The organism is Arthrobacter sp. Y3221157 (assembly GCF_059089865.1).
Genome location: NZ_JBNHFD010000055.1, coordinates 1 through 25,131, shown reverse-complemented (window position 1 = coordinate 25,131; position 25,131 = coordinate 1). Strand labels below are relative to the sequence as shown.

Sequence of the window (25,131 nt, the reverse complement as noted above, 5' to 3'; positions counted from 1 at the left end):
GCAGGCCGGCGGGGCAACGGTGGCCATGGCCGGCGACGGCGTCAACGACGCTGCGGCCCTGGCGCAGGCGGACCTGGGGATTGCCATGGGTTCCGGCACCGACGTAGCCATCGAGGCCGCGGACCTGACGGTCATGGGCAACGACCTCGCCCAGGTGGCCCAGGCAATCGAGCTGTCCCGGAAGACCCTGGCGACGATCAAAACGAACCTGTTCTGGGCCTTCTTCTACAACGCAGTGGGGATCCCCGTGGCCGCGCTGGGGCTGCTCAATCCCATGATCGCCGGCGCCGCAATGGCGGCAAGCTCAGTCCTGGTGGTGGCCAACTCGCTGCGGCTGCGCAGCTTCGGCAAGTAACCTGCCGGCGGGCCGCCGGGAAACCAGGGCGGTTCAGGCCGCGCCGTACCGGACGGCGGCGCGCGCCTTTGCCTTGGCAGCCTCGGCGTCCCGGTCCTTGGGCGGAGCCTGCGTCACCAGCGAATCGAGGAGGTGCTGGGTGATGTGGGCGATCTCGTGGACCGCCTCATCGAAGGCCTCCTGGTTCGCCTTCGAGGGCTTGCTGCTGCCGCTGATCTTGCGCACGTACTGCAGCGCGGCGGCATGCACTTCCTCGGAGGTGGCGTGCGGCTCGAAGTTGTGGAGGGTTCGAATATTCCGGCACATAAGGCCATGCTAGGCTCTGGAGCGCCTGGGATCGACCCCTTCCGTACGGGCTGGCAGGCAGCCGTCCATGGGGAGTCCGGCATGGGCAGAGGTGCCCATCGACACTGTTTCAGCGGCCGGGATCGGTTTTAAGCCTCGCGGCTGCCGCCTGCTGCTGCCTGCCCTACGGGACGGGTTCGACGTCGTTCGCGTGCTCCAGCGGGGACGGCGCCTTCGGTCCGGCTTCCTTGCCAGGCCCTGCTGCTGTTTCCGCGGCCGGGGCCCGCAGTTCATCGAGCCGCACCAGGATGACGCCGCCTACGATCAGCACACCGCCCAGCAGCTGGATGGCACCCGGCAGTTCGCCCAGCAGCAGCCAGGCCCAGACCACCGCGAAAAGAACCTCGGTGAGCGAGACGAAGGACGCCACCTTGGAACCCAGAGCCCGGGCAGCCACGATGCCGGAGACATAAGCGAGGACTGTCGCCAGGACCACCAGGCCGGCGAGGGAAACCCACCACGGGGCAACCCACCCCCCGAGCTTCGTGTCCGCTGTGCTGAAGGTCATGGGCAGCAGGCCGGTTGCACCGGCCAGCCACATGACCGCTGCCCCCACCATCAGGCCACCCGAGGCCAGCACGATGGGGGGCAGGGTGTCGTTCTCCTTGGCGGTAATGAAGAAGTACATGGCCAGGCAGACCGCTGCAGCAATCCCCCAAAGGACGCCCACGGGATCCACCTTCACGGCGCCGGTGAGGTCCAAGACCAGCACCAGGCCGGCCAGGGAGAGCAGGGTACCGCCGAGCGTCAGCGCCCGCGGCCGCCTCCGGCTGGCGGCCCAGAGCCAGAGCACAATCAGGACGGGCGCCAGATACTCCAGGAGCAGGGCGACGCCCACGGACAGGCGGGCCACCGCATTGAAGTAGAACAACTGGCATGCTGCCACCCCGATCAGGCCAAACAGGAGGATGGTCAGCCAGTTGTCCCGCAGCTGGTGCCAGCGTCCGCGCAGGGCAAGGATGGCCGGGATGGCGAGGATCAGGGCGGCGCCGGTCAGCCGGAGCGTCACGGCCGCTCCCGTGGACCAGCCGGTTTCCAGCAGTGCTTTGGCGAACGAGCCGGAGGTTCCGAAGACGGCGGAGGAAAACAGCGCGATGCCAAGTCCGGACGCCAGGAATCCCCGGCCGGCCGCCTGGGCCACACGGCTCTGGGGTTGGTTGTTGGCGGCAGGCACCGTTGCCTCCTGTCAGGAGTAAAGTGGGGTATTGGTCATGACAGTACCCGTCTGCGCTGTAAGGAGTCAAGATGGTTTTTGCCCCTGACACTGAGGTGGCGCTGCGCTCCGTGGTGGACCTCATCAATTCAGCGGCGAACGGCCGGGAGGAGCTGGCCAGCCAGGCGGACCTTGACGCCTTTCTGGAAGCCGAGGGATTTACCGGATCAAGGACCAGGGACGCCGCGGAACTGGACAGCGTCCGCGCACTGCGCCACGAACTCGCCGGGCTCTGGACCGCGGATGAGGAGACGGCGGTGGGAATTGTGAACCGGTTGCTGCGCTCGGCCAACGCCCTGCCGCAGCTGGTCAAGCACGACGGCTGGGACTGGCACCTGCATGCCGCTGCTCCCGAAGCCCCGCTGGCTGACCGGATGAGCACGGAAGCGGCCATGGCTCTCGCGGACGTGATCCGCGGCAAGGAGATGGACCGGCTGCGCACCTGTGAGGCGGAGGACTGCGACGCCGTTGTCCTTGACCTCACCCGGAACAGGTCCAAGCGCTACTGCGATACCGGGAACTGCGCCAACCGGGCACACGTGGCCGCCTACCGGGCACGGCAGGCGGCAGCGGGCTGAGCAGGCGGAAAGCCTGCCCGCAGGCGGGTCAGCGCTCCGCTGGTCCTTCAGGGCCGGCGTCGGAAGCGGGCGGATTGGAGGCACCCGGAGCGCCGAAGCCATGGGAGGACTTCTTGGCTGAGCTGAGGTTGATGCCGGATCCCTTGCCCAGGTGCTCGGCGTTTTCCTTGTAGCTCATTGAAAGCATGGCCGCGATGACCAGGGTGACGATGAAGGCGATGCCGGCGCCGGTGAAGGCGAGGTCGAAGCGGGGCGTCTTGGCACTGCCTCCTGAGGCGAAGATCAGTACCGCCATGAAGGTGACGACGGCCCAGAACGCGGAGAACATCAGCGGCCCCTTCACCGAGGTCCGCAGCCTGCGCGGTTTTCCTGGATGCTGGTCTGCCACTGTAAGTCCTCCCTGCAGGCGGCATGCCGGCCGTCCTGGTTTAGGTGATGTGCTGGTGCGCCGGCCCAATTTTCTACGAGAAGTAGAACCGCGCCCTCCTAGTTTACGGCTTGTGGGCGCCGGCCCGGGCATCGTGCCGGAGCGTCAGGCCGGAGAGCACCCACAACACGCCGGAAATGATGGCGCCGCCTCCGGCCACCCCCAGCAGGGCGTGGGCGCCAAGGCTGATGAAGAAGGGCAGGACGGCGGCGGTTCCGAGGCCAATAATGCCGGACGCGATCCAGTCCCGGGCCAGGACGTGCCGGCCGCGGTGGCGGAGGCCGCACCACAGCTCAAGCGCCCCCGCGGCGCCCAGGCCAAGGGCGGCTACGACGGCGAACAGCAGGTCGCCGTGCAGCAGCACCAGCGCGAAACCGGCACCGGTCAGCACCGAGCCCGCGGCGGAGAGCAGTTTGCCGGGCACGGACTCCCGCGGGAAACCCGTGGCCGGCGCACCCCAGAGGGTTACCACGCCGGTGGCCAGCAGGTACAACCCGCCGGCCCAGCCCATGACTTCAATGGAGGGCGAGGGCCAGAAGATGGTCACGGCACCGAACACCAGCGCAGCCGCAGAGCGGAGCAGGACCGGCTTCCACAGGTCGGACCGGGGAGCGGCTTTGGGAGCGGCGCCTGCGGGGGTAAGTGGTTGCGTCACCGGACCAGTTTAGTGGGGAGCGCTTCGCCGTGTATCGAGGGTGGGCGCAAAAGTCAGGCCGAGCCCAGGACCATCCACCGGTCCGCCCTGGCACGGAGGCCCAAAGTCACTGCCCGGGCGGCCATATAACCCACCGCGAAGGCCGCCCAAAGCCAACCCAGGCCCGTCGCCCCGGCGGCGCCGGACCAGGCGACGGCGGCCAGCAGGGGCAGATAGACGGCGAGGTTCACCAGTCCGGCCAGCGCCAGGTACCTGGCATCCCCGGCGCCAATCAGCACACCGTCCAGGACGAAGACGTACCCGGCAACGGGCTGGCCGGCGGCAAGGATCCACAGGGCAACAGCCAGGACGGACTGCACCTCCCGGTCGGCCGTAAAGAGTGCCCCCACCCAGGGCGCCACCGCCGCCAGCAGCAGTCCGGTCAGCACGCCGAGGCCGATGCCCCAGCGGATCATTGTCCGCGTAAGCGCGCGCGCCTTGGCGGCATTGGAGGCCCCCAACTCCTTGCCGATCAACGCCTGGGCGGCAATTGCCAACGCATCCAGGGCAAAAGCCAGGAACGAAAAGATTGTCATCGCCAGCTGGTGCGCTGCAAGGTTCACGGCGCCCTGCCCGGTCACCACCAGCACCGTCACCAGGATGGCTGCGCGCAGGCTCAAGGTGCGCAGCATGAGCCAGGACCCCACCCTGGTCATGCTCCGGATCCCCCGCCAGCTGGGGAGGAGGCTGACGCCGTGCCGGACGGCGTTGCGCCGGACCATTGCCACATACACGCAGGCCATGGCCCACTGCGCCAGGCTGGTCCCGACCGCGGAGCCGGTGACCGACAAGCCGAGACCGTAGACCAGCCAAAGGTTCAGGACGATGTTTATTCCGAAGCCGGCGGTGGCAACTACCAGCGGCGTCCGCGTATCCTGCAGGCCACGGAGGACCCCGGTCCCGGCAAAGACCAGGAGCATGGCCACCAGTCCCGGCATGGACCAGCGCAGGTAATCCACGGCGAAGGTGCGGACTTGCCCCTCCGCGCCCATCAGCCCGATCAGCGGCTCAGCTGCCGCGAAGCCGGCCACCGCAAGGACGACGCCTAGCAGCAGTGCCAGCCAGACGCCGTCGCGCCCCGCCGCCAGGGCCCTACCCAACTGCCCCTCGCCGATGGCACGTGCCACCGCCGGGGTTGTTGAGTAGGCCAGGAACACCATGAGCCCGACGGCGGTGTGCAGCACCGCCGATGCCAGTCCGACCCCGGCCAGCTGCTCCACCCCCAGGTGCCCCACGATGGCCGAGTCCGCGAGCAGGAACAGGGGTTCGGCCACCAGCGCGCCGAAAGCGGGGACGGCGAGGCGGAGGATTTCCCGGCCGTGGCTCCTGCGGGCTGCCACGCGAAGGGGGGTTGATGGTTGGGGCACCGTGCCAGCTTAACGGGGAGACCCTGGCCGTGCCTTGGGATAGACATTCATGACAAAGTTCACACTTCAGGCACGATAGTTGACTCTTCAACTATTTTTGCTGAAGACTGGAAGGCATGAACCAGCCCCGACTTACCACCACCGCCCTCACCGCCCTGCGCATCATCCTCGGCTTCCTCTTTGCAGCCCACGGCTGGCAGAAGTTCTCCGAGTGGACCATCCCCGGCACCCAGGCCTCCTTCGCCAAGATGGGCGTGCCCGCTGCGGAGATCGCGGCCCCGGCGGTAGCCGTCCTCGAACTCGCCGGCGGCATTGCCCTCATCCTGGGAATCCTCACCCGGGTCGTTGCCGCACTTCTGGCCCTCGACATGCTCGGCGCCCTCTTCCTGGTCCACGCCTCCGCAGGTGTCTTCGCTGCGAACGGCGGCTACGAACTGGTGCTGCTGTTGGCAGCGGCGGCCTTCGCGCTGGCGCTTACCGGCGCCGGCCGCCTCTCGGTGGACCGGGCCCTCTTCGGCCGCAACAACTCCAGGCTGGCCATCCTCGCCTGAATAGGAACCAGGAAGGCTAAATCCCGACGGCGGCCGCGCACCCAGGTGCCTCGGCCGCCGTCGGGAATTAACCATCAAGCCGGCCATCATTGGCCAACAAATTCGAACAGCAAACATCACTTCCACGCGGGAAAGATCGGGAAAACGCTTGCCTTGCGCCGCGGCAAGCTGATAGACCATGGTGAGTGCAGCGTGCGAGCTGCATCACCCGCACCCAGGTCTCAGCCTCATTACCCCGGCTCCCCCTTCGGGATCCACCCTCAAAATGCAATGTGCACCCTCTGGAGCGCACTGCTTTTGAATCGTTCCAACCGACCGGGCTGCGTTGCTACCGCTCATCGAAGGAGATGTCCGTGAACCAACCCCCGCAACCTATCCTCGAAACCCTGGAAGGCCCGCCACGGCGGCGACGCCTTGCCGCTTCCGGCGCCAAGGCCGCCACCGCAGCCATCGCCTCGGCTGCGATAGCCTTCACCGGCCTCCCCGCTGTCCATGCGAACACCGCCCTGCCCCCTGTGGGAAGCGGGTTCAAGTTCGACTTCGGTCCCGGGGCAACGGCGGCCGGCTACACGCATGTGGAGGCCGGCACGCAGTACTCCGCAGCAGGAAAGTTCGGCTTTGCGGACAGTGCCGCCACCTCCGGCACGGACCGCGGCACCGGCGACGCCCTCCGTTCCGACTTCGTGCAGGCCCAGGGCAGCACCTTCCTCGTGGACCTTCCGAACGGTGATTACACGGTCAAGCTGATAGCCGGCGACGCCGCGGAAGCAACCAACATCGCCATCACAGCGGAGAAAATGGCCAAGGTCCAGCTCACGGACAAGCCTGCCGGCCAGTACCTGGAGATGGAGTTCCCCATTTCACTGGTGGACGGCCAGCTGAACCTCGACTTCAGCGGCACCGCGGCCAAAATCAACTCGCTGGTCATCGCCGCGCGGGCCCCCCGCACCGCCACCAGCGATCCTGGCGTCTACCTTGCCGGCGACTCGACGGTCCAGACCTACGATCCCGGCTACGTCCCGCAGGCGGGCTGGGGCCAGATGATCGACCGCTACTTCGACGGCGCCGTGACCTTCCGCAACCACGCCATCGGCGGCAGGAGCTCGAAGAACTTCATCAGCCAGGGACGCCTGGACGAAATCCTGCGCGTCATCAATCCCGGCGACTACCTGATGGTCCAGTTCGGCCACAATGACGCCACCATCGGCGTGGATGACCGGTATGCGTCCCCCGCAGACTACAAGGAATACCTCCGCACCTACGTCCATGGCGCCCGCCAGCGCGGTGCAACCCCCATCCTGGTGACGCCGGTGGGCCGCCGCGACTACGACGAGGCCACGGGCAAGTTCCGCGTCAGCTTCCCCGAATACGTTGCCAAGATGCAGGAGCTTGCGGCCGAGGAAAACGTGGCCCTGGTGGACCTCTCCGCCTCAAGCCGTGCGTACTACGACCAGATCGGCCCCGAGGACACCAAGTCCGTCTTCCTCCACGTTGATGCCGGCGTCTACCCCAACCGGCCCACCGGCACCGTGGACAACACCCACTTCCAGGAATATGGCGCCATCCAGATCGCCCGCCTGGTCGCAGGCGCCGTGAAGAGCCTGAACCTGCCCCTGGCCACGCGCGTCCGGGAGGTGGCGCCGCCGTCGTCCGTTCCCGCAAAGCCGCAGGGACTGGTGGCGGGAAGCATCTCCAATGCCGGGGCACTGCTCAAATGGCAGCCGGTCGAAGGTGCCGACATCTACAAGGTGTACCGCAAGCTGGCCGACGAACCCGACAGCTCGTACATGCTCACCACCACCGCCACCGTTCCCACCGCCAACCTGGCCGGACTTGCCGAAGGCACGGCCTACAGCGTCCGGGTGGCCGCGATGAACGGCAAGGGCCTGTCCGAGCCCAGCGACGCACTGGCCCTGACCACCAAAAAGGCGAAGTACAAGTTCGACTTCGGCCCGGTGGGGGCACCGGTGGAAGCAGGCTACACCGAGGTGAACCGGACCATGCCCTACACCCCGGAACGGACGTTCGGCTTCAAGGACACCTCCGTCCTCAGCGACCGCGACCGAGGCGCCGTGACCAGCAACCTCCTCCGGGACTTCGTCCTGAGCGGCAGCAGCCTTGAGTTCCGGCTGGACGTCCCCAACGGCACCTACGCCCTGAAGACATACCACAGCGACTGGATCGGCTCCACCCGGACGGACGTTGCTGCCGAGGGCATCCCGTTCGGGCAGGTGTCCTCAGGCAGGGAATCCTCCGCCACCAAGATCATCAACCAGGTCCTGGTCTCAGACGGGCAGCTGAACCTGGCCATCAGCGGGTCCGGCCAGCGGCTCAACGGCCTGGAGGTCACCCCGCTGCTGGTCGGGCCCACCAACCTGCGCACCACTGCAGTGAACGCCGCCGCAGACCCCGCCACCGTGGACCTTGCCTGGGATCCGGTGGCCGACGCCGCGAGCTACAAGGTGTTCCGGCAGGCCTCCTTTGAGACCGAGCCCCAGTTGGTGGCTGAAAACGTGGCGGCTCCGGCCTTCCAGGACACCACCGCCTTCCCGGGGCTCTCCTACAAGTACTTCGTGACCGCCCTGGACAGCACCGGCCTTGAGTCGGTCAGCTCCAACACCGCGGAGACCGCGCTGGTTGATCCGGCCACCCCGGTCCCGGCCGCCACCGCCAAGGTGGACATCAAGGCAGTGGAGAAGACCAGCGTCACCCTCAAATGGCAGAAGGTGGCCGACGCCGCCGCCTACCAGGTCTACCGCTCCACCTCGCCGGACGGGCCCTTCGAGTACGTCGGCCGCGCATCCGAGGTGAACTTCACCGACTACACCGTGCTGACCACCATCAGGTACTACTACCGGGTGACCACCGTCAACAAGGGCGGCGAGTCGCTCCCCTCCCCCGTGATCGGCACGGAAAAGATCACGGTGGTCAACCGGCAGATGGAGCAGATTGACCGTGCTCCCGTGGCACTCCTGACCGAGGGCGGTGTACGGGTGGGCTGGCGCATGCTGGGCCTGGACCCGGAGCAGATTGGGTTCCACGTGATCCGCGATGGCGTGCAGCTCACCGAGGAGCCCATCCGCAACAGCACCACCTTCCTTGACCCGGCCGGGACGGCCGCTTCCCGCTACGCCATCAAGGCCGTTGGCGCCGGTGGGGACCAGCTGACCGCGGAGTTCACGCCGCTGGCGCAGGACTACCTTTCGGTGAAGCTGGACAAACCGGCTGACGACTACACCAAAGACGGGCAGCCCTACACCTACTCCGCCGGTGACGCGAGCGTCGCGGACCTGGACGGGGACGGCACGTACGAAATCATCCAGATGTGGTCCCCGTCCAATTCCAAGGACAACTCGCAGGCGGGCTACACGGGCACGGTCTACGTGGACGCCTACCGGATGGACGGCACCAGGCTCTGGCGGATCAACATGGGACCGAACATCCGTGCCGGGGCGCACTACACCCAGTTCCTGGCGTACGACTTCGACGGCGACGGCAAGGCCGAAGTGGCCATGAAGACCGCGGACGGAACGCGTGACGGCGCCGGAACGGTCATCGGCAGCGGTAGCGCCGACCACCGGAACAGCAGCGGCTATGTGCTCACCGGCCCGGAGTTCCTCACCGTCTTCCATGGCGCCACCGGCACCGTGATGGACACCGTGGCCTACGATCCGCCGCGCGGGGATGTGGGGGCATGGGGCGATACCTACGGCAACCGCGTGGACCGGTTCCTGGGTGCCGTGGCCTACCTGGACGGGGAACGCCCGTCCATGATGTTCAGCCGCGGCTACTACACCCGCGCAGTCCTGGCCGCCTACGACCTTGTGGGCGGCAAGATCACCAAACGCTGGATCTTCGACTCTGACGCCAGCGGGGCGCAGTACCGCGGACAGGGCAACCACAATATGTCCGTTGCCGATGTGGACGCGGACGGCAAGGACGAGTTCGTCTTCGGTTCCATGACCATCGACGACAACGGCAAGCCGCTCTACACCACCGGCCTGGGCCACGGTGACGCCATCCACACCAGCGATTTCGACCCGTCCCGCCCGGGGCTGGAGACCTTTGCAGCCCACGAGGACATGGGATCCAGCGGCAACCGGGGCGCCACCTTCCGCGACTCCAAGACCGGCGCTGTCCTGTGGAGCATCCCTGCGGTCAGGGACACCGGCCGGGCTGCAATGGGCGACATCGATCCTCGGCACCCGGGCGCCGAGGGCTGGGCCATTGGCGGGGACGCCGCGTGGAACTCCCCCGTCGGCCAGCTCCGCTCCGCCAGGGGTGAGCTGATCGCCGAAAAGATTCCTGCGGCCAACTTCCTGGCCTGGTGGGACGGTGACCTGCTCCGTGAGATCGTCGACCACGACTGGGACGCCACCACAAGCACCGGAACGCCCAGCGTCGCCAAGTGGAACTGGCAGGCCGCAACAAGCGAACGGCTGCTGACCGCAACGGGTGCAAAGTCGAACAACAGCACCAAGGGCACGCCTGCCATCCAGGCCGACCTGCTGGGTGACTGGCGCGAGGAAATCGCCTGGCCTTCGGCTGACAGCACCGAATTGCGGATCTACACCACCACGGCGGGCACGGACATCCGGCTCCGGACCCTGATGCACGATCCGGTGTACCGGTTGTCCGTGGCGCGGGAGAACATCTCCTACAACCAGCCGCCGCACCCGGGCTTCTTCATCGGTGAAGGAATGGATCTTCCTGCCCAGCCGGACATCGTGTACACCCGCGCCGGCTAGGGGTTCCGCGACGCTGCCCCGTCCGCCTTTCCGGCGGACGGGGCAGCTTTGTGTTTCGCCCCAAACCCGCCGGTAACCGGGGGCGTCAGTATGATCGCACCATGACTGCGACCGGCACTTCGAACTCCGTGACCCTGCGCTTCCTGGCCGCCCCAATGGATGTGGGCCACAGCGGCTCGGTGGATGCGGGGACAGTCCTGGAGTGGGTGGACAAGGCCGCCTATGCTGCTGCGGTGGGTTGGGCCAAGTCCTACTGCGTCACCGCCTACGTCGGAAACATCCATTTCGCGGACCCGGTCAACAGCGGCGACATGGTGGAGGTGGAAGCCACCATTGTGTACACCGGACGGTCCTCCATGCATATCCGCACCGTGGTTTCCTCCGGGGATCCCAAAAGCGGGCCCGCCACCATGCGCAGCCAGTGCATGGTGATCTTCGTGGCGGTGGGCGAGGACGGCAAACCTATTCCGGTGCAGCAGTTCGAGCCCGCCACGCCTGCCGAGATCGAGCAGCGCGACCACGCCCTGGCCCGGATCAAGGTCCGCGAACAGATTGTGGAAGCTATGAACCGGCAGGAATATACGGGTGCCGGTACCGCCGAACGGGTTACCCTGCGGTTCATGGCGGCCCCCACCGACGTGAACTGGGGCGGCAAGGTCCACGGCGGCATCGTGATGAAGTGGATCGACGAGGCCGCTTATGTCTGCGCGTCCCGCTACTGCGGCATGGACACAGTGGCGGTATTCTCCGGCGGCGTGCGCTTCTACCGGCCGCTGCTGATCGGACACGTGGTGGAGGTGGAGGCCCGGTTGGTCTACACCGGGACCAAGGGCATGCACGTTGCCGTCCACGTCCGGTCCGGCGACCCCAAGGGCGACGAGCTGAACCTCACCACCTACTGCCTCACCGTCATGGTGGCGCGCGACGCCGAGGGCAACTCCGTGCCTGTCCCCACGTGGGTGCCGGTCAGCGAGGAGGACAAGAGGCTGCACGCGCATGCGCGCGAGCTGCTGGAGATTCGGGGCACCGCCCCTGGAAACCGGCTGCCGAACCACCTGCTTGAGCAGGCTGAGGCGCGCCGCCTGGCCGGACAGGACGCCGGGCCGGCCGCTCCGGCCTGACGCCTTTGCTAGAAGCCGCCGCCCCCGGCGTCGGCCGCCATGTTCGCGAACCGCGAGTAGTGGCCCTGGAAGGCGACCACAATGTCCTTCGTCGGGCCGTTACGGTGCTTGGCCACCAGGATGTCCGCTTCGCCGGCGCGCGGTGATTCCTTGTCGTAGACGTCCTCGCGGTGGAGCAGGATCACCATGTCGGCATCCTGCTCAATGGAACCCGACTCTCGAAGATCCGAAACCATGGGGCGCTTGTCCTGCCGCTGTTCAGACCCACGGTTGAGCTGGGACAGGGCAATGACGGGGACCTCGAGTTCCTTGGCGAGCAGCTTGAGGGCACGCGAGAATTCGGACACTTCCTGCTGGCGGGACTCCACTTTCTTGCCGGAGCTCATGAGCTGCAGGTAGTCCAGGATGACGAGCTTGAGGTTGTGCTGCTGCTTCAGGCGGCGGCACTTGGCCCGGATTTCCATCAGGGACATGTTGGGGCTGTCATCGATGAAGAGCGGTGCGTCGTTCATCCGGCCCATGGTGGTGGCGATCTTGGACCACTGCTCGTCCTTGATGGTCCCCTTGCGGAGGTCCTGCAGGCCGATGGTGGCTTCCGCCGAGAGGAGTCGCATGGCGATCTCGTTCCGGCCCATTTCGAGCGAGAACATGACCGTTGCCAGGTTGTTCTTGATGGCCGCGGAACGGGCGAAATCCAGCGCGAAGGTGGACTTACCGACGGCGGGGCGCGCAGCGATCACGATCATCTGCCCGGGGTGGAGGCCGTGGGTGAGTTCGTCAAGCTCATAAAATCCGGTGGGGACGCCGGTCATGCCCTCACCGCGGTGCCCGGACGCCTCAATCTCGTCCACGGTGGACTCCATGACGTCCTTGAGCACCACATAGTCCTCGGCCGTCCGGCGCTCAGCCACCGCGTAGACCTCCGCCTGCGCCTGGTTGACCAGCTCCTCCACCTCGCCATCGGAGCCGTAGCCGAGCTGGACGATCTTGGTGCCGGCATTCACGAGGCGCCGCAGGACGGCGCGTTCTGCCACGATCTCGGCGTAATACCCGGCATTGGCCGCCGTGGGAACGGTCTGGATCAGTTCATGGAGGTAGGCCGGGCCGCCAATCCTGTTGATCTCGCCACGCTTAGTCAGCTCGTCCGAGACAGTCACGGCGTCCGCGGGCTCACCCCGGCCGTAGAGGTCGATGATGGCTTCGTAGATGGTTTCGTGGGCCGGACGGTAGAAGTCCTGGCCCCGGAGGATCTCCACCACGTCAGCGATGGCATCCTTGGACAGCATCATGCCGCCAAGAACCGACTGCTCGGCGGCGATGTCCTGGGGAGGCTTTCGGCTGGAGTCTGATCCGCGGGTAGTCTCTACCGGGTCCAGTTGCGCGATTGACAAAGCTGCCGTCCTCCATCTGTACCGGGACAGGGATTGCCCGGTGGTTACTGTCCTGTTTGAGGCTCACCCGGAAAAGTCCGTGCCCAGCCACCTGTCCAGTTCTACCGGCGGGGTCCGACAATGCCGCCGCCACCCGAAAAGCAGGTGATTCGGGAGTTATCCCCACTGTCCACAGGTTTTCCACAGAGGCCTCTCCTGAGGACAGTTACTGGCCGCACTTTGGACTCTCGTCCCTAATGCCGGAACCATTTCCTGCCCTCACAACAGGTACTCCGCTACGCTAGCCCCCCGGGCCCCGGCCGCAAAGCCAGCAAGCCGAACAGACTGTGGATAACCTGTGCACTGAGGGGCATAGCTTGTGCACAGCCTGTGTGAAAACCTGTGGAAACAAAAAAAACTTTTGCCCCCAAAGCGCCTCTGACCTGCGAAAACTATACGTTCAGTCTGTGGAGTAAATATTTCTTCTGTGGAATTTCATCCACAGGTCCCACCGCTTCGCCTGGGCCTGGAGGTGACCAAACGATTCGAGTGACACTCGCCACGGGCAGCAAGTGGCGCTTCTCATATTCCCCTCTCGGCCCCTTCCGCTGCTCCCCGCCGCACTGTATGCCCCCGCGTGAATATTGCTGTGGATAACGTGGATCTGGCATAAGCTCTAGGTATGGGCGAACTGATGCTGGTGCTTCTGCCGGCAATTGTCCTGGTGGCGCTCCTGTGGGGTCTTTTCACCGCCCTGAGCCCCCGGGACTCCGGCATTTCCGACGCGGAAAAATATCAGCGCGACCTTGCCGAACGTTCGGCCCGGCACTATGCAGCACAGGTCCAAGCGGCCACCGCTGCCCGCGCCCGGCTGGAGGGGAAGACGCGCCATGGCCAGAACGCTGCACAGCAGGATGCAGGCAAACAGATCTGGCACCGGCCAGGAAACACATAGAAGGCTTTAGAACAATGGAATCGCTTGTGGTCCCTGTCCTTATCCTCCTGGCCGTAGCGGCTGGAGTCATTCTTGCCATGCGCGCTTTTGGGAAACGCAAGGCAGCACATCCGGCCGCCACTCCGCAGCCCGCGGCGTCCTCCGCCGAGCTTGCCCGTGCAGCTGCAGCCAAGCTCTCGGAGGACGAGCACCGGCGGCTCTACGCCCTTATCGCCCAGGGGCAGGCCATGGCGGCCATCAAGCTGTACTACGAGGCCACCGGCGACGGATTGCGCGCCTCCCGCGATGCGGTGGGGGCACTGGCCGCACACCCGCAGCCCTACCGGAGCCCGGAAGCCGCCGCCCAGGAGCCTGACGAAGACGACGACGACGAGCCGCAGCGGTTCCCTTATCGCTACCGCGCCATTGTGAGCAAAGGCGACGTCACCCGCGAGGTCAGCAGCAACATGCTCAACGACGAGATCTACGGCAGGATCCGCACCCTGGCACGGAACGGTGATACGGAGGCGGCTGCCATGGCATTGACCCGCCACTCGGATATCTCCATGAAGCAGGCCCGGGAGTTCATCGAGCTGCTCGACGATTAAGGCTCCGGCCTAGAAATCGAACAGATCCCCCAGCCAGCCTTCCTTCTTCTTATGCCGGCGGTCGTAGTCCCGGTCATACCCTTGCTTGCCGTATTTCCGGTCGTCGTATCGGGGCTGCTCACGCCGCGGCTGGAAGTTGGGATAGAGCGGCGGCGGAGTGGGGCCTGAGGCGGAGGGTGCCGGCCGGGCAGGCGCCGTGCCGGGCATCAGGTCCGCGGCCCGGTCCAGGATCTTGTCCAGCTCGCCACGGTCCAGCCAGACCCCACGGCACTGCGGACAGTAGTCAATTTCCACCCCGCTGCGCTCGGTCATCAACAGGTCTACGGAATCCACAGGGCATTTCATATCCGGCACAACGACCGGCTGTCCCTGTAAGTTCGCTGCGTCCGGTTTCAGCGGTTGCCGGAAATGCCTGCCAGCAGCTGCTCGAAGGGGAGGGACTGCAGCGGGGAGGGCTTGCGGCCGGGCTGGGTGCCGGTCAGCAGTCCGGCGAACTCGCCGGCAGCACGGTCAATCCGCTCCGCGAGGGAGGAGCCGCCGTCGTCCACGGTTCCCCAGTCCTGCGGACCTGCGAAGACGCCCGTGGCGGCAATCCGCGTCCGCAGGTAGCTGAACAGTGGACGCATGGCGTAGTCCAGGACCATCTGGTGGCGGTCACTTCCGCCGGTGGCGCCCAGCATGACCGCCTTGCCGTCCAGGGATTTGGGGTCAAGAACGTCAATGAATGACTTGAACAGGCCACTGTAGGACGCACTGAATACGGGGCTTACTGCGATCAGTCCATCAGATGCTTCCACGCCCGCAATAGCTTCCGCCAGGCGCGGAGCGGGGTAACCGGTCACAAAGTTGTTGGCGATGTCCACCGCCAGGTCGCGGAGTTCCACGACGTCCACCGTCACGTCGTAGCCGGCCGCCGAGAGCTGCCGCTCCGCCGAAGCTGCCAGCTGGTCAGCAAGCAGGCGGCTCGACGACGGGACGCCGAGTCCGGCGGAAAGAACTGTGATGCGGCGGGTTTCCATGGCATTTCTCCTGTTGCTCGTTCATTCACCATACATGCATATGCATCTAAATGGTGAACCGTGGGATTCCCGAGCGTATTCCCGCGGCCCGTTCTGGCCGCGGGGCTACAGGAGTACCGAGCCGCGGATGCAGGTGCTGGAGTTGCCCCCGATCCAGGTTTCTCCGACTCCGGCCTTGACATGGATGCGTCCGGCACGGCCCAGGACGGTCCCCTGTGCAGCCACGTATTCCTGCGGGGCCCGGCCACTGGCCATCAACCATTGCGCCGCACCCGCATTGAAACTGCCGGTAACGGGATCCTCCACCATGGCGTCCCCGGGAATGAAGGTACGGACTTCAAAGTCGACGTCCGCGCCCGGCCTGTGCGGCGCCACCACGCCCACCTTCAAATCACCCATCAGCGCCAGATCGGGTTCCAGCGCAAGCACCTGGGCTGCAGAAGCCAGCAGCACGCCGATCCATTCCGGCCCGTTTACCAGCCAGGAAGCGTCGAGGATGTCTTCGGGCGCCAGGCGCAGTGCCGCCGCCAACTGCCGCTTGGTGTGTCCATCCACCGGCCCAAAGCGGGTCAGGGGCGGAGCGGCAAAAGCCAGCCTGCCGCCGTCGTTCTTTATCCGGACCAAACCAGCCCCACACTCCTGCACCAAGCTGCCGGCCGACTTCGGCACTCCACCGGCCTCCAGCCAGGCGTGGGCCGAGCCCAGCGTCGGGTGCCCCGCGAAGGGAAACTCCTCGCTGCCGGTGAAGATCCGTACCCGGTAGTCCGCCCGGGGATCCGTCGGGGGCAGCAGGAAGGTGGTCTCGGACAGGTTGGTCCAGTTGGCAAAGTGCTGCATCTGGCTTCCTGTGAGGCCCTCCGCGTCAAGGACAACGGCCAGCGGATTGCCCCGGTACGCCCGGTCAGAGAAGACATCAACCTGGTGGAAGGGGCGCTGCCGCATGGTTTCGATAGTCACGGCTGCATGTTAGCAGCAGTGCTGACCAGGGCACCGGCGACCGCCACGTCGCGGCCGAACTGCACAGCCCCTGAAACAAAGCAAAAGACCCCCGCCGCCGGAATCCGGCGGCGGGGGTCCTTCAGGTGCAGTCTGGGACTACTTCCCCGCAACTACGTCGAGTTCGATCACAGCGGCAACGTCGTCGTGCAGACGGACGTTTGCCTGGTAGGAACCGACCGACTTGATGTGGACGGGCAGTTCAACCTTGCGCTTGTCGATGCTGCCCAGGCCTGCGGCCTCAACAGCGTTGGCGACGTCGGCCTGCTTGACCGTGCCGAACAGGCGTCCGGTTTCGCCGGCCTTGACGACGAGCTGAACCGGCTTGGACTGCAGTGCAGCGGCCTGCTTCTGAGCGTCTTCCAGGGAAGCGTGCTCGCGGGCGGCGCGGGCAGCCTTGATGGACTCAACCTGCTTCTCGCCACCCTTCGACCAGGTCAGGGCGAAGTTACGGGGCAGCAGGTAGTTACGTGCGTAACCGTCCTTGACCTCGACAACGTCGCCGGCAGCACCGAGACCGGTTACTTCGTGGGTCAGAATGAGCTTTGCCATGTTAGTTAATCCCTTCCTTAGCCGCGGCCAGCGCCGGAGTAAGGCAGCAGAGCAACTTCGCGGGCGTTCTTGATTGCCTGTGCGATCTTGCGCTGTTCCTGGACCGTGACGCCGGTGACGCGACGGGCGCGGATCTTTCCGCGGTCGGAGATGAACTTGCGCAGCAATGCTACGTCCTTGTAGTCGATGACAGTGATGTCAGCGGCCTTCAAGGGGTTGGACTTTGGTTTGGGCTTACGGAGTTCAGCCTTAGCCATCGTGGAGCTCCTATTCTAGGGAGCCCGTGGATGTTGATCCACGGGATGGTGGTGGTCCGGCAGCGGCATCCGCGCTCAAGTGCCGAAGGCACTTTCTGCGGTCCCGGCGTCGGGCCTTTATTGGTTGTTAGAAGGGAGGTTCGGAATCGGGGCCGTTGCCCCAGCCGCCCGCGTTGGAGACGCCGGGCGTAGCCCAGGGGTCATCCTGCGCAGCCTGCTGGTTGCCGCCGCCCCAGCCTCCACCGGAGTTGCCGCCCTGGCTTCCACCAGAGTTGCCGCCTCCGAAGCCACCGCCGCTGTTGCCGCCACCAAAGCCGCCGCCCTGACCGCCGGAGCGCTGGGTACGGTTGACCTTGGCATTGGCATAGCGCAGGCTGGGGCCGATTTCGTCGACCTCAAGCTCAATAACAGTGCGCTTTTCGCCTTCTTTGGTTTCGTAGGAACGGCTCTTCAAACGGCCGGTAACGATGACGCGCATGCCCTTGGTAAGGGACTCGGCAACGTTTTCGGCTGCTTCACGCCAGACGGCCGCGCGGAGGAACAGGGTTTCCCCGTCCTTCCACTCGTTGGACTGGCGATCAAAGGTGCGCGGGGTGGAAGCGATGGTGAAGTTCGCTACTGCCGAACCGGACGGTGTGAACCGCAATTCCGGGTCATTGGTGAGGTTACCGATGACCGTAATGGTGGTTTCGCCTGCCATCTACTGCCTCCTTGTTCGATCCTGGGTGAAGAGTTCGTTTCCTGCGGGGTAAAGAATGAAAATCGATGCTGAAATTACTCAGCAACAACCTTCTGCTCTTCGGGGCGGGTGATCTTGGTGCGCATGATGGTCTCGTTAAGAGACAGCTGGCGGTCAAGTTCCTTGGCGGTTTCCGGCTTGGCGGTGAAGTTCACCACGGCGTAGATACCTTCGGACTTCTTCTTGATGTCGTAAGCCAGACGGCGACGGCCCCAGATGTCAACCTTTTCGATGGTTCCACCATCGTTGGTGATGACGTTCAGGAACTTCTGAAGCGACGGCTCAACGGTACGCTCTTCGACCTCGGGGTCGATGATTACCATCAATTCGTAAGGACGCATATGTGAACCCACCTCCTTTGGGCTAAGCGGTTACGGCATTTCCGTAACAGGAGGTTCATTTGCGATGCCGTGCCGTGGCCAGCCACCGGAACGGGGCGGGACGCAGCACAGACTTCAATATCTTAGTGCATTTGGAACGGATAGGCGATTCGCCCTTGACTTCCAGCCTAATGCCGGTGCCCGGCAGACCGCAGCACGGGTGCCCCTATGTGGAAAACCGCCCGCCCGGGAGCCGAGGGAGCTTCCGGGCGGGCGGTTGGTTGAACAGGAGGGGCAGGAATTACGACGCCGAGCCCGCCGTAACGGGGACATCACGGGGTTCACCTGCGTCCGAGGACTCGGCGGAAGCCGGGCCGGACTTGCGGTAGCGCCCGACGCCCACGGCCACCACTACGGCGGCCAGCGCCACGGACAACAGCAGGGACTCGCGGGTGGATTCCAGGATGACCATGCCCACCACCAGGGCCACGATGCTGGCGATGGCCAGCCAGGTCAGGTACGGGAAGAGCCACATCTTCAGCGCCAGGTCCTTGCCCGCAGCACCCATCCGCCTGCGGAGGATCAGCTGCGAGGACGCGATGACCAGCCACACGAACAAGGCGATGGCGCCGGAGGTGTTGACCAGGAACAGGAAGACAGTGTCCGGGGCGATGTAGTTCAGGCCCACCGTCACGAACCCGACCACGGTGGAGGCCAGCACGGCAGAGGCGGGCACCCCGCGGCGTGAGATCTTCGTCCAGGATGCGGGTGCGTCGCCGCGCTTCGACAGCGAGAAGAGCATGCGGCTGGCTGTATAAAGGCCCGAGTTCAGGCAGGACAGCACTGAGGTAAGGACCACGACGTCCATGATGGTGCCGGCGCCGGGAATGCCGAAAAGTTCGATCACGGCAACGTAGGGGCTTTTCGCCACACTGGCATCGTTCCAGGGCAGCAGGGTGACCACGATGGCGATGGAGCCGATGTAGAAGACCAGGATGCGCCACACGGTGGACTTCACAGCTTTCTTGACCGCATCCACCGGGTTCTCGGATTCGCCGGCGGCGATGGTGGCAATCTCGGCACCGAAGAAGGAGAAGACCACAACCAGGATGCCGGCCAGGACAGCACCTGCGCCGTTGGGCATGAACCCGCCGTTATCCACGAGGTTGCTCAGGCCGGGGGCCGGGACGCCCGGGACCAGCCCAAGGATGGCGGCGGCGCCGAAGAGCAGGAACAGCACGATCGCCGCGACCTTGATGGAGGCAAACCAGAACTCGAACTCGCCGTAGGACTTCACCGAGCCAAGGTTGGTCAGCGTCAGCAGGACCATCAGGATCAGTGCCCAAATCCACTGGTCGATGCCCGGCACCCAACGGTGCATGATGGCCGCACCGGCGGTGGCCTCAATGCCGAGCACGATGATCCAGAACCAGGCGTAGAGCCAGCCGATGCTGAATCCCGCCCAGCGGCCGAGCGCCTTGTCCGCATAGGTGGAAAAGGAACCGGTCTCCGGGTTGGCCGCAGCCATTTCACCGAGCATGCGCATTACCAGGACCACCACGATGCCTGCTGCCATGTAGGCCACCAGGATTCCGGGCCCGGCCTGCTGGATGGCGGCACCGGAACCGACAAAGAGGCCTGCGCCGATGACGCCGGCGATCGCGATCATGGAAAGGTGCCGCGGCTTGAGCGACTTGGCTAACTGCTGGTCAGCGGGCATGGAGCGCCGTCCTTTGGGTCATTGCGGAATGGATGGAAGCCGGACGCCGGACGCCGGACGCCGATGTCAGGGAGCTGGCCGGTTGCGTTCAACGCTGCATCCAGTGCGGTGGGTCACAGGGTTTTTCCAACCCTAAGCGGGTCGCGGGAACGGGCGTCATGTGCACCCGCACAGATGGCCGGAACCGGGTTCAGATCTTCTCACAGGTGCGAACAGCAGGAGTAATCAAAAGGTATTTCCCGGGAAACGTTGAAACGCAGCGGAAATCACACGGCGTCAATCTTGAGCCAATCCAGCGGGTATTTGAATGGTGCCCCCTGACGGCGCGGCGTTATATTTCCTTTTACGGCTGGGTACCGTGCTGGAGGCGTTGGGCCTGCAGCTTGCCAGACCTCCGGTTGCGGCCCCGTAACCGGCAGTGCGGCGGTCATTGTTGGAACGAATTGAAGCGAAAGAAAGTGGTCTCCTTCTTCAGGGATGGGGACCCATGTGCTTAGTTGGCCGCAACAAGGAGCTGGACCGGATCCGTTCGGCGATCCGGGGTCCCAAGGAAACCGCCCTCACCATCAGTGGCCCGCGTGGCATGGGCAAATCTGCCCTGCTTGCCGAAGTCCCCGGCCTCTCCGGCCACCGCACGGTCTTCCTCGCCGCCAGCGCCGCCGAGTCGGACTGGCCATTCTCCGGCCTTACGGCGCTCCTCAGCGGCATGGACGATCCCGTACTCAACGGGATCGCCGATGAAGTCCTCCAGGATGCTGCAGGAGCACTCAGCATCCCCACGGTGGGCACAATGCTGCTCAAGGGCCTCCACCAGCGGTCCTCCGCCCGGACGGTTATCGTCATTGATGACGCGGACCAATTGGATGCCGGCAGCCAGGCGGTCATCGGATTCATGAGCCGGCGGCTCGCCGGAACGGACATAGCGCTGATCATGAGCGTGCGCGGGGACGCATCCCAAAGCCCCCTCGGCGGGCCGGCCGTTCTCCACCTTGTTCCCTTGAGCTACAGCGACACGGTACGCATGCTGGAGGCAATCCCCTCGCGCCACCGCACGACGGCGGCGGCACACGCAGTTGCCGCCGCCAGCCAGGGAAACCCGCTGGCCGCCGTCGAGCTTTACCGCCGCCTCCTGGACCGCCAGGCGGAGGGGAAGTACGCTATGCCCGTTCCGCTCCCCTGCAGTGACAGCCTGGAAGCGGAAGCCGCCTCCGCCGTCGCCACGTTGACGCCTGGTGCGCGCCACGTCCTGGACCTCCTCGCCCTGTCCCGCCGAAGTGACATCACCGCCTTGGAAGGCGTCGTCCCGGAATTGTGGGCCGGTGTGGACGAACTCCTTGCCGGCGGCCTGGTGACCCGGTTTGGGCCGCACCTGGGAATCCCTGACCAGTTGCTGCGCGGTTACGTGTTCTCGGCCTTGACGCCCGCCGTGCGCACGGCGGGCCACCTTGCACTCGCAGAGGCGTCAGGGGCAACGGATCCCCACGCCCGCCGCTGGCACCTGAGCTTTACCGCCATGGAGCGGCAGACTCCCTTCGGCCTTCTTCGCAGCGCCGTGGACCTCATCGCGGAAGGGGAGGTCCCATTTGCGGTGGAATGCATCGAGCGGGCCCTGGCCATCAATCCTTGGGAAGCGGAAACCGCTGCCCGCCTCACCACCGTGGCCGGGCTCATGTTCAACCGGGGTGAGTTCGTGTACGCCAGGCGCTACCTGGAATGGGCGCAGCGGGTGACGCGGAACCCTGCCCTGGTCCTGCGGCTGACAGGCCTGTCGTTCGAAATCGAGTTCATCCAGGGCGGCAGTGTCCGGTCAAGCATGGTGCTGCGCTTGGCGAAGGAATTTGGCTGCCATGATCCGGGGTACGCGGCACACCTGCTGGCGCTGGCCGCGCTCTACTTCGCCGAGCGGTGGGAGCTGGGCGACGCCGTCGAGCTGCTGGAACACGCTACCGGGCTCCAGGAATCTGCAACTGCTGAATGCCTCGCAGTCATCGAGCGCGCGAGGATGCTCGTTGCCTCCACCAGCGGGGACACGGGCACCCTTAGCCGCAAGCACGAACCGGCGGGAAGCGTCCGGATGCTCAGCCTGCTGGTACAGGGGCGGGCCCTCACGTATGCGGAACGCTACGACCACGCGCAGGAGGCGTTCGCCCTGGTGCGGAGCTCAATGGACGCCGGCAGCGTCAACTGGCGCGAAACCGCAGTGTTCCTGGCAGTGGACAATGAAATCCGGGCCGGGAACGTCCGGGCCGCGGTCACGCTCATCGACGATCTGGAGCGCCACGAGCCAGAGAACAAGTACCACCGCGGAATGCGGCATATTTTCCGGGTCTGGCGGGCTCATGCCTTGGGAGACGAGGCGGCGGCACAGGCAGCCGCCTCTGAGGCACTCCGCTATGCAGGCTCTGAAAGCCATCCGGCCATTACCGCCCAGCTGGCCGCCTGGCAGGGCCACTTTGCCCTGCTCCGAGGCGACCTGGCCGAGTCCTTCGCCCAGCTGTCCCGGGCGGCAGAGATCGGAAAGGTTTTCGGCAACCCCGCCCTGCTGCGGTGCGAGGCGGACCTGGTGGAGGTCCTGATCAGGCTTGGCCGCCACCGGGAGGCAACGCAGGCATTGCTGCGCCTGGAAAGCCGCTCCGTGGGACTGAGGTCGCCCTGGCTCATCATGGCGGTGGCGCGGAGCCGTGCCATGCTGGCCGACGGCGAGCAGTCGCTGCAGTTGTTCAGCCAGGCGCTGGAGGGCAGGGGCGTGCAAGATTCCGTGCTGGAACGGGCACGGACGCTGCTGTGCTACGCCGAACGGTTGAACGCCTTTGGCCGGGTCCGGGCCGCACGCGACGCCCTTGCCCACGCCAAGGTGATGTTCGAGGAGAAGGGGGCTGCGGCATGGAGCCAGCACGTGGACGCGTTCCTTTTCCACGAGCTCCTGGAACCCGCACGGCGGCCGGACAACCCTGCCATGCTCATGCTTGCGGACCACGAACGTGCTTTGGCCAAGATGGTGGCACGCGGGATGCGCAATAAGGACATCGCAGCCACGCTCTACGTTTCGGTGCGCACCGTTGAGGTTCGCCTGACCTCCATCTACCGGAAACTTGGGGTGGAGTCGCGTGCGCAACTGACTGCCCTTGCCGCCGCCAGGGACGACGGTGCGGCAGCACCCTATGTGCTGCCGGTCCTGTAACGGACTCTCCAGGAAGAGCCCGGAAAGCTAGGCGGCAGTCTGGAAGAACAACCCCGTCACGGTGGCGAGCCGGTGCGGGTCCTCCACGCCGCACAGCTCTCGGGCGGAATGCATGGAAAGCAGCGGCACTCCCACATCCACAGTGCGGATGCCAAGCCGGGTGGCCGTCAGCGGACCGATGGTGGAACCGCACGGAATCGCGTTGTTGGACACGAACTCCTGGTACGGCACTCCGGATTCGGAACACAGCCGCGCCCAGAAGGCGGCTCCGAAAGCATCAGTGGCATACCGCTGGTTCGCATTGATCTTCAGCAGCGGACCGCCGTTGAGCGCCGGCAGGTTGGCCGGATCGTGGCGCTCCGCGTAATTCGGGTGGACGGCGTGGCCGGCATCGGCTGACAGGCAGAACGACGCCGCGATCGCCTGCCGCCGCTGGCTCACGGAGGCACCGAGGCCGTCGGAGATGCGCACCAGGACGTCCTCAAGGATGGGCCCGCACGCACCGGAGCGGGAGTTGGAGCCGATCTCTTCATGGTCAAACGCTGCAAGGACCGCGATCGGCGCCCCCGGGGCGGCCCCGCCGGAAGCGTGGGCAATGAGTGCGGCAAGCCCCGCGTGGGTGGAAGAAAGGTTGTCCAGCCGCCCGGACGCGAAGAACTCCCCCTTGCCTCCGAAAACCGCGGGGGCCTGCGTGTCGGCAATGACGACGTCGTACCCGCCGATCCGTGCCGGGTCCGCGGACGCGCCGGGCACGGACGAAGCCAAAACTGCCAGCAGGTCGAAGTCTGCTGGATTCCCCAGTCCCCACACCGGGTTCATATGCCGCTGCTTGTCCAGGGCCAGCCCCTCGTTGACCGCCCGGTCCAAGTGGATCGCCAGCTGCGGGAACCGCAGCATGGGACCTGTGGCGGTGAGGTGCTCCGTACCGTCCAGCATCACCAGCCGCCCCGCCAGCTGCAGCTCCCGGTCCAGCCAGGAGTTCAGGAGGGGACCGCCGTACACCTCCACCCCGGCCTGGAGCCAGCCATGGGCGCCGGTGGTGGGCTTGGGCTTGAGCTTGAAGGTCGGCGAGTCGGTGTGGGCGCCGAGGATATTGAAGCCGGTCGTGGGCCCGGCACCCTCCGGCACCACCCAGGCCACCACGGCACCGTCCCGGATGATGAAGAACGAGCCGGGCCCGTCCTCCCACGGTTCCTGCTCGTCCAGCCGCGTAAATCCGGCATCCTCCAGCCGCCGGCCCGCCTCGTGCGCCGCGTGGAAGCTCGACGGCGATGCGCTGACGTAGGCAGCAAGGTCCTGGATGTGCTCTGCGGCGGTGGATTCGAAAGGCATGGTCCCGAGTCTAGAGGGTGACGTTGAGCCCAGCCGTGTACCCCTCCGCCGACGATCCGGTCATGGTGGCTAGCTGGTAGATACCGCCGTCGTTCCGGAACACGCTGTCTGTCCGCAAGGTGGTGCGCCGCATCGACGCCACGCTCCCCTCATATCCCGCCGTGGCGTAGACGTCCTCACAGGCCGCCTGGGTGAGCGCAATCTGTGACACAGCCAGTACGCGCCCGGCCGTCGTGGCATTGCGCATCGACTCGAACACCTCGAAATGGATGTGCGGCCAGCGGCCCGGGTAGGCGCCCGGGAAGATGGATGTGAAGGTGACCTGCCCGTTGGCGTCCGCCTCCTGCACGCCACGCAGGTAGTTTTCGCCCTCCACGCCCGGGTCGTACAGCGAATACCGGCCCTGCCGGTCACAGTGCCAGGCGTACACGGCCGCACCGGCCAGCGGAACGCAGCCGTTCGCGTTGTCCAGGAGCGTCAGGGTGAACGCCAACGGAACGCCCTCCGCCCGGCCCGACGCTGTGCCGAAGCTGGCGCTGCTGTCCCGGCGCACCACCCCCGACGCCGTGAGCGCATCCGGGCCATTCGAGCCGTCTCCCGGGAAAGGACCTGCCGTCTCGCGCGGGGTCTCGACGCCGCATTCGGCCAGCGCGCGGGTCAGCGTGGGATTCGGGCTGCCGGGGAAGGAGCCGGTGGCCGGCGCC

General features: G+C 65.8%; 24 protein-coding genes. 8 read left to right on the top strand and 16 right to left on the bottom strand.

Annotated features, from left to right (window positions below):
• A partial coding sequence (locus AC5RTT_RS13800; RefSeq protein WP_494145668.1) for an HAD-IC family P-type ATPase occupies window positions 1-355 on the top strand: 355 nt, incomplete at its 5' end.
• 33 nt (window positions 356-388) lie between these two features.
• Here the strand turns inward: AC5RTT_RS13800 and AC5RTT_RS13795 are convergent.
• Together AC5RTT_RS13795 and AC5RTT_RS13790 are read right to left on the bottom strand one after the other, a co-directional pair.
• Window positions 389-661 carry a DUF2277 domain-containing protein gene (locus AC5RTT_RS13795; protein ID WP_494145667.1) on the bottom strand — a complete coding sequence of 91 codons (273 nt, stop codon included), beginning with the start codon at window positions 659-661 and terminating at the stop codon, window positions 389-391.
• A 163-nt stretch (window positions 662-824) separates the two neighbouring features.
• Entirely contained in the window at window positions 825-1,874 is a 1,050-nt protein-coding gene (locus AC5RTT_RS13790; protein WP_494145666.1) for an EamA family transporter, read from the bottom strand.
• 71 nt (window positions 1,875-1,945) lie between these two features.
• Between AC5RTT_RS13790 and AC5RTT_RS13785 the strand changes: the two genes are divergently transcribed.
• Window positions 1,946-2,491 carry a CGNR zinc finger domain-containing protein gene (locus AC5RTT_RS13785; protein WP_494145665.1) on the top strand — a complete coding sequence of 182 codons (546 nt, stop codon included), beginning with the start codon at window positions 1,946-1,948 and terminating at the stop codon, window positions 2,489-2,491.
• 28 nt (window positions 2,492-2,519) lie between these two features.
• Here the strand turns inward: AC5RTT_RS13785 and AC5RTT_RS13780 are convergent, their stop codons facing one another.
• The 3 genes from AC5RTT_RS13780 to AC5RTT_RS13770 all read right to left on the bottom strand — a co-directional run bounded on the left by AC5RTT_RS13780 (window position 2,520) and on the right by AC5RTT_RS13770 (window position 4,979).
• Complete coding sequence (locus tag AC5RTT_RS13780; RefSeq protein ID WP_494011448.1) at window positions 2,520-2,879, bottom strand: hypothetical protein; 360 nt, start codon at window positions 2,877-2,879, stop codon at window positions 2,520-2,522.
• A 103-nt stretch (window positions 2,880-2,982) separates the two neighbouring features.
• Complete coding sequence (locus AC5RTT_RS13775; RefSeq protein ID WP_494145664.1) at window positions 2,983-3,573, bottom strand: hypothetical protein; 591 nt, start codon at window positions 3,571-3,573, stop codon at window positions 2,983-2,985.
• Between the two features lie 53 nt (window positions 3,574-3,626).
• A complete protein-coding gene (locus AC5RTT_RS13770) occupies window positions 3,627-4,979 on the bottom strand; it encodes an MATE family efflux transporter (protein ID WP_494145663.1) in 1,353 nt (450 codons plus the stop codon).
• 116 nt (window positions 4,980-5,095) lie between these two features.
• Here AC5RTT_RS13770 and AC5RTT_RS13765 point away from each other — a divergent pair, with 116 nt between their 5' ends.
• From AC5RTT_RS13765 to AC5RTT_RS13755, 3 genes are all read left to right on the top strand, one after another.
• Window positions 5,096-5,530: a DoxX family protein gene (locus AC5RTT_RS13765; protein ID WP_494145662.1), complete on the top strand. Its 435-nt coding sequence runs from the start codon at window positions 5,096-5,098 to the stop codon at window positions 5,528-5,530.
• Window positions 5,531-5,883: 353 nt separating this feature from the next.
• Entirely contained in the window at window positions 5,884-10,278 is a 4,395-nt protein-coding gene (locus AC5RTT_RS13760; protein ID WP_494145661.1) for a rhamnogalacturonan lyase family protein, read from the top strand.
• A 101-nt stretch (window positions 10,279-10,379) separates the two neighbouring features.
• Window positions 10,380-11,399: an acyl-CoA thioesterase gene (locus AC5RTT_RS13755; protein WP_494145660.1), complete on the top strand. Its 1,020-nt coding sequence runs from the start codon at window positions 10,380-10,382 to the stop codon at window positions 11,397-11,399.
• An 8-nt stretch (window positions 11,400-11,407) separates the two neighbouring features.
• Here the strand turns inward: AC5RTT_RS13755 and dnaB are convergent, their stop codons facing one another.
• A complete protein-coding gene (dnaB, locus tag AC5RTT_RS13750) occupies window positions 11,408-12,790 on the bottom strand; it encodes a replicative DNA helicase (protein ID WP_009357077.1) in 1,383 nt (460 codons plus the stop codon).
• 661 nt (window positions 12,791-13,451) lie between these two features.
• Between dnaB and AC5RTT_RS13745 the strand changes: the two genes are divergently transcribed.
• Complete coding sequence (locus AC5RTT_RS13745; RefSeq protein WP_494145659.1) at window positions 13,452-13,724, top strand: hypothetical protein; 273 nt, start codon at window positions 13,452-13,454, stop codon at window positions 13,722-13,724.
• Window positions 13,725-13,738: 14 nt separating this feature from the next.
• Window positions 13,739-14,311, top strand: coding sequence for a hypothetical protein (locus AC5RTT_RS13740; RefSeq protein ID WP_494145658.1), 573 nt, complete (start codon window positions 13,739-13,741; stop codon window positions 14,309-14,311).
• A gap of 9 nt (window positions 14,312-14,320) precedes the next feature.
• On the opposite strand, the gene AC5RTT_RS13735 is transcribed toward AC5RTT_RS13740, so the two are convergent.
• The 8 genes from AC5RTT_RS13735 to AC5RTT_RS13700 all read right to left on the bottom strand — a co-directional run bounded on the left by AC5RTT_RS13735 (window position 14,321) and on the right by AC5RTT_RS13700 (window position 19,914).
• Window positions 14,321-14,644 (bottom strand): TFIIB-type zinc ribbon-containing protein, encoded by a 324-nt coding sequence (locus AC5RTT_RS13735; RefSeq protein WP_494145657.1) that lies wholly within the window; start codon window positions 14,642-14,644, stop codon window positions 14,321-14,323.
• Window positions 14,645-14,703: 59 nt separating this feature from the next.
• The gene (locus AC5RTT_RS13730; RefSeq protein WP_494145656.1) at window positions 14,704-15,330 is read right to left on the bottom strand and encodes an FMN reductase; all 627 of its coding nucleotides are present in this window, start codon (window positions 15,328-15,330) and stop codon (window positions 14,704-14,706) included.
• Between the two features lie 105 nt (window positions 15,331-15,435).
• Entirely contained in the window at window positions 15,436-16,287 is an 852-nt protein-coding gene (locus AC5RTT_RS13725) for a PhzF family phenazine biosynthesis protein (protein WP_494145655.1), read from the bottom strand.
• Between the two features lie 138 nt (window positions 16,288-16,425).
• A complete protein-coding gene (rplI, locus tag AC5RTT_RS13720; protein WP_009357083.1) occupies window positions 16,426-16,878 on the bottom strand; it encodes a 50S ribosomal protein L9 in 453 nt (150 codons plus the stop codon).
• A gap of 17 nt (window positions 16,879-16,895) precedes the next feature.
• Window positions 16,896-17,135 carry a 30S ribosomal protein S18 gene (gene rpsR, locus AC5RTT_RS13715; protein WP_003800144.1) on the bottom strand — a complete coding sequence of 80 codons (240 nt, stop codon included), beginning with the start codon at window positions 17,133-17,135 and terminating at the stop codon, window positions 16,896-16,898.
• Window positions 17,136-17,262: 127 nt separating this feature from the next.
• Complete coding sequence (locus tag AC5RTT_RS13710) at window positions 17,263-17,835, bottom strand: single-stranded DNA-binding protein (protein WP_009357084.1); 573 nt, start codon at window positions 17,833-17,835, stop codon at window positions 17,263-17,265.
• Window positions 17,836-17,909: 74 nt separating this feature from the next.
• On the bottom strand, window positions 17,910-18,215 hold the full coding sequence (rpsF, locus tag AC5RTT_RS13705; protein ID WP_015939036.1) for a 30S ribosomal protein S6: 306 nt from the start codon (window positions 18,213-18,215) through the stop codon (window positions 17,910-17,912).
• Window positions 18,216-18,495: 280 nt separating this feature from the next.
• Entirely contained in the window at window positions 18,496-19,914 is a 1,419-nt protein-coding gene (locus tag AC5RTT_RS13700) for an amino acid permease (protein ID WP_494145654.1), read from the bottom strand.
• Between the two features lie 487 nt (window positions 19,915-20,401).
• On the opposite strand from AC5RTT_RS13700, the gene AC5RTT_RS13695 reads away from it, so the two are divergent.
• A complete protein-coding gene (locus AC5RTT_RS13695; RefSeq protein ID WP_494145653.1) occupies window positions 20,402-23,095 on the top strand; it encodes a helix-turn-helix transcriptional regulator in 2,694 nt (897 codons plus the stop codon).
• 27 nt (window positions 23,096-23,122) lie between these two features.
• On the opposite strand, the gene AC5RTT_RS13690 is transcribed toward AC5RTT_RS13695, so the two are convergent.
• The gene (locus AC5RTT_RS13690; RefSeq protein ID WP_494145652.1) at window positions 23,123-24,427 is read right to left on the bottom strand and encodes a M18 family aminopeptidase; all 1,305 of its coding nucleotides are present in this window, start codon (window positions 24,425-24,427) and stop codon (window positions 23,123-23,125) included.
• A 10-nt stretch (window positions 24,428-24,437) separates the two neighbouring features.
• Window positions 24,438-25,131, bottom strand: a 694-nt coding sequence (locus tag AC5RTT_RS13685; protein WP_494145651.1) for an intradiol ring-cleavage dioxygenase, incomplete at its 5' end; no start/stop codon positions are given.

Bases quoted from the DNA above. Each gene is read 5' to 3' on its own strand.
- AC5RTT_RS13795 (WP_494145667.1), bottom strand. From the start codon at position 661: ATGTGCCGGAATATTCGAACCCTCCACAACTTCGAGCCGCACGCCACC.
- AC5RTT_RS13785 (WP_494145665.1), top strand. From the start codon at position 1,946: ATGGTTTTTGCCCCTGACACTGAGGTGGCGCTGCGCTCCGTGGTGGAC.
- AC5RTT_RS13765 (WP_494145662.1), top strand. From the start codon at position 5,096: ATGAACCAGCCCCGACTTACCACCACCGCCCTCACCGCCCTGCGCATC.
- AC5RTT_RS13755 (WP_494145660.1), top strand. From the start codon at position 10,380: ATGACTGCGACCGGCACTTCGAACTCCGTGACCCTGCGCTTCCTGGCC.
- AC5RTT_RS13745 (WP_494145659.1), top strand. From the start codon at position 13,452: ATGGGCGAACTGATGCTGGTGCTTCTGCCGGCAATTGTCCTGGTGGCG.
- AC5RTT_RS13740 (WP_494145658.1), top strand. From the start codon at position 13,739: ATGGAATCGCTTGTGGTCCCTGTCCTTATCCTCCTGGCCGTAGCGGCT.
- AC5RTT_RS13730 (WP_494145656.1), bottom strand. From the start codon at position 15,330: ATGGAAACCCGCCGCATCACAGTTCTTTCCGCCGGACTCGGCGTCCCG.
- rplI (WP_009357083.1), bottom strand. From the start codon at position 16,878: ATGGCAAAGCTCATTCTGACCCACGAAGTAACCGGTCTCGGTGCTGCC.
- rpsR (WP_003800144.1), bottom strand. From the start codon at position 17,135: ATGGCTAAGGCTGAACTCCGTAAGCCCAAACCAAAGTCCAACCCCTTG.
- AC5RTT_RS13710 (WP_009357084.1), bottom strand. From the start codon at position 17,835: ATGGCAGGCGAAACCACCATTACGGTCATCGGTAACCTCACCAATGAC.
- rpsF (WP_015939036.1), bottom strand. From the start codon at position 18,215: ATGCGTCCTTACGAATTGATGGTAATCATCGACCCCGAGGTCGAAGAG.
- AC5RTT_RS13700 (WP_494145654.1), bottom strand. From the start codon at position 19,914: ATGCCCGCTGACCAGCAGTTAGCCAAGTCGCTCAAGCCGCGGCACCTT.
- AC5RTT_RS13695 (WP_494145653.1), top strand. From the start codon at position 20,402: ATGTGCTTAGTTGGCCGCAACAAGGAGCTGGACCGGATCCGTTCGGCG.
- AC5RTT_RS13690 (WP_494145652.1), bottom strand. From the start codon at position 24,427: ATGCCTTTCGAATCCACCGCCGCAGAGCACATCCAGGACCTTGCTGCC.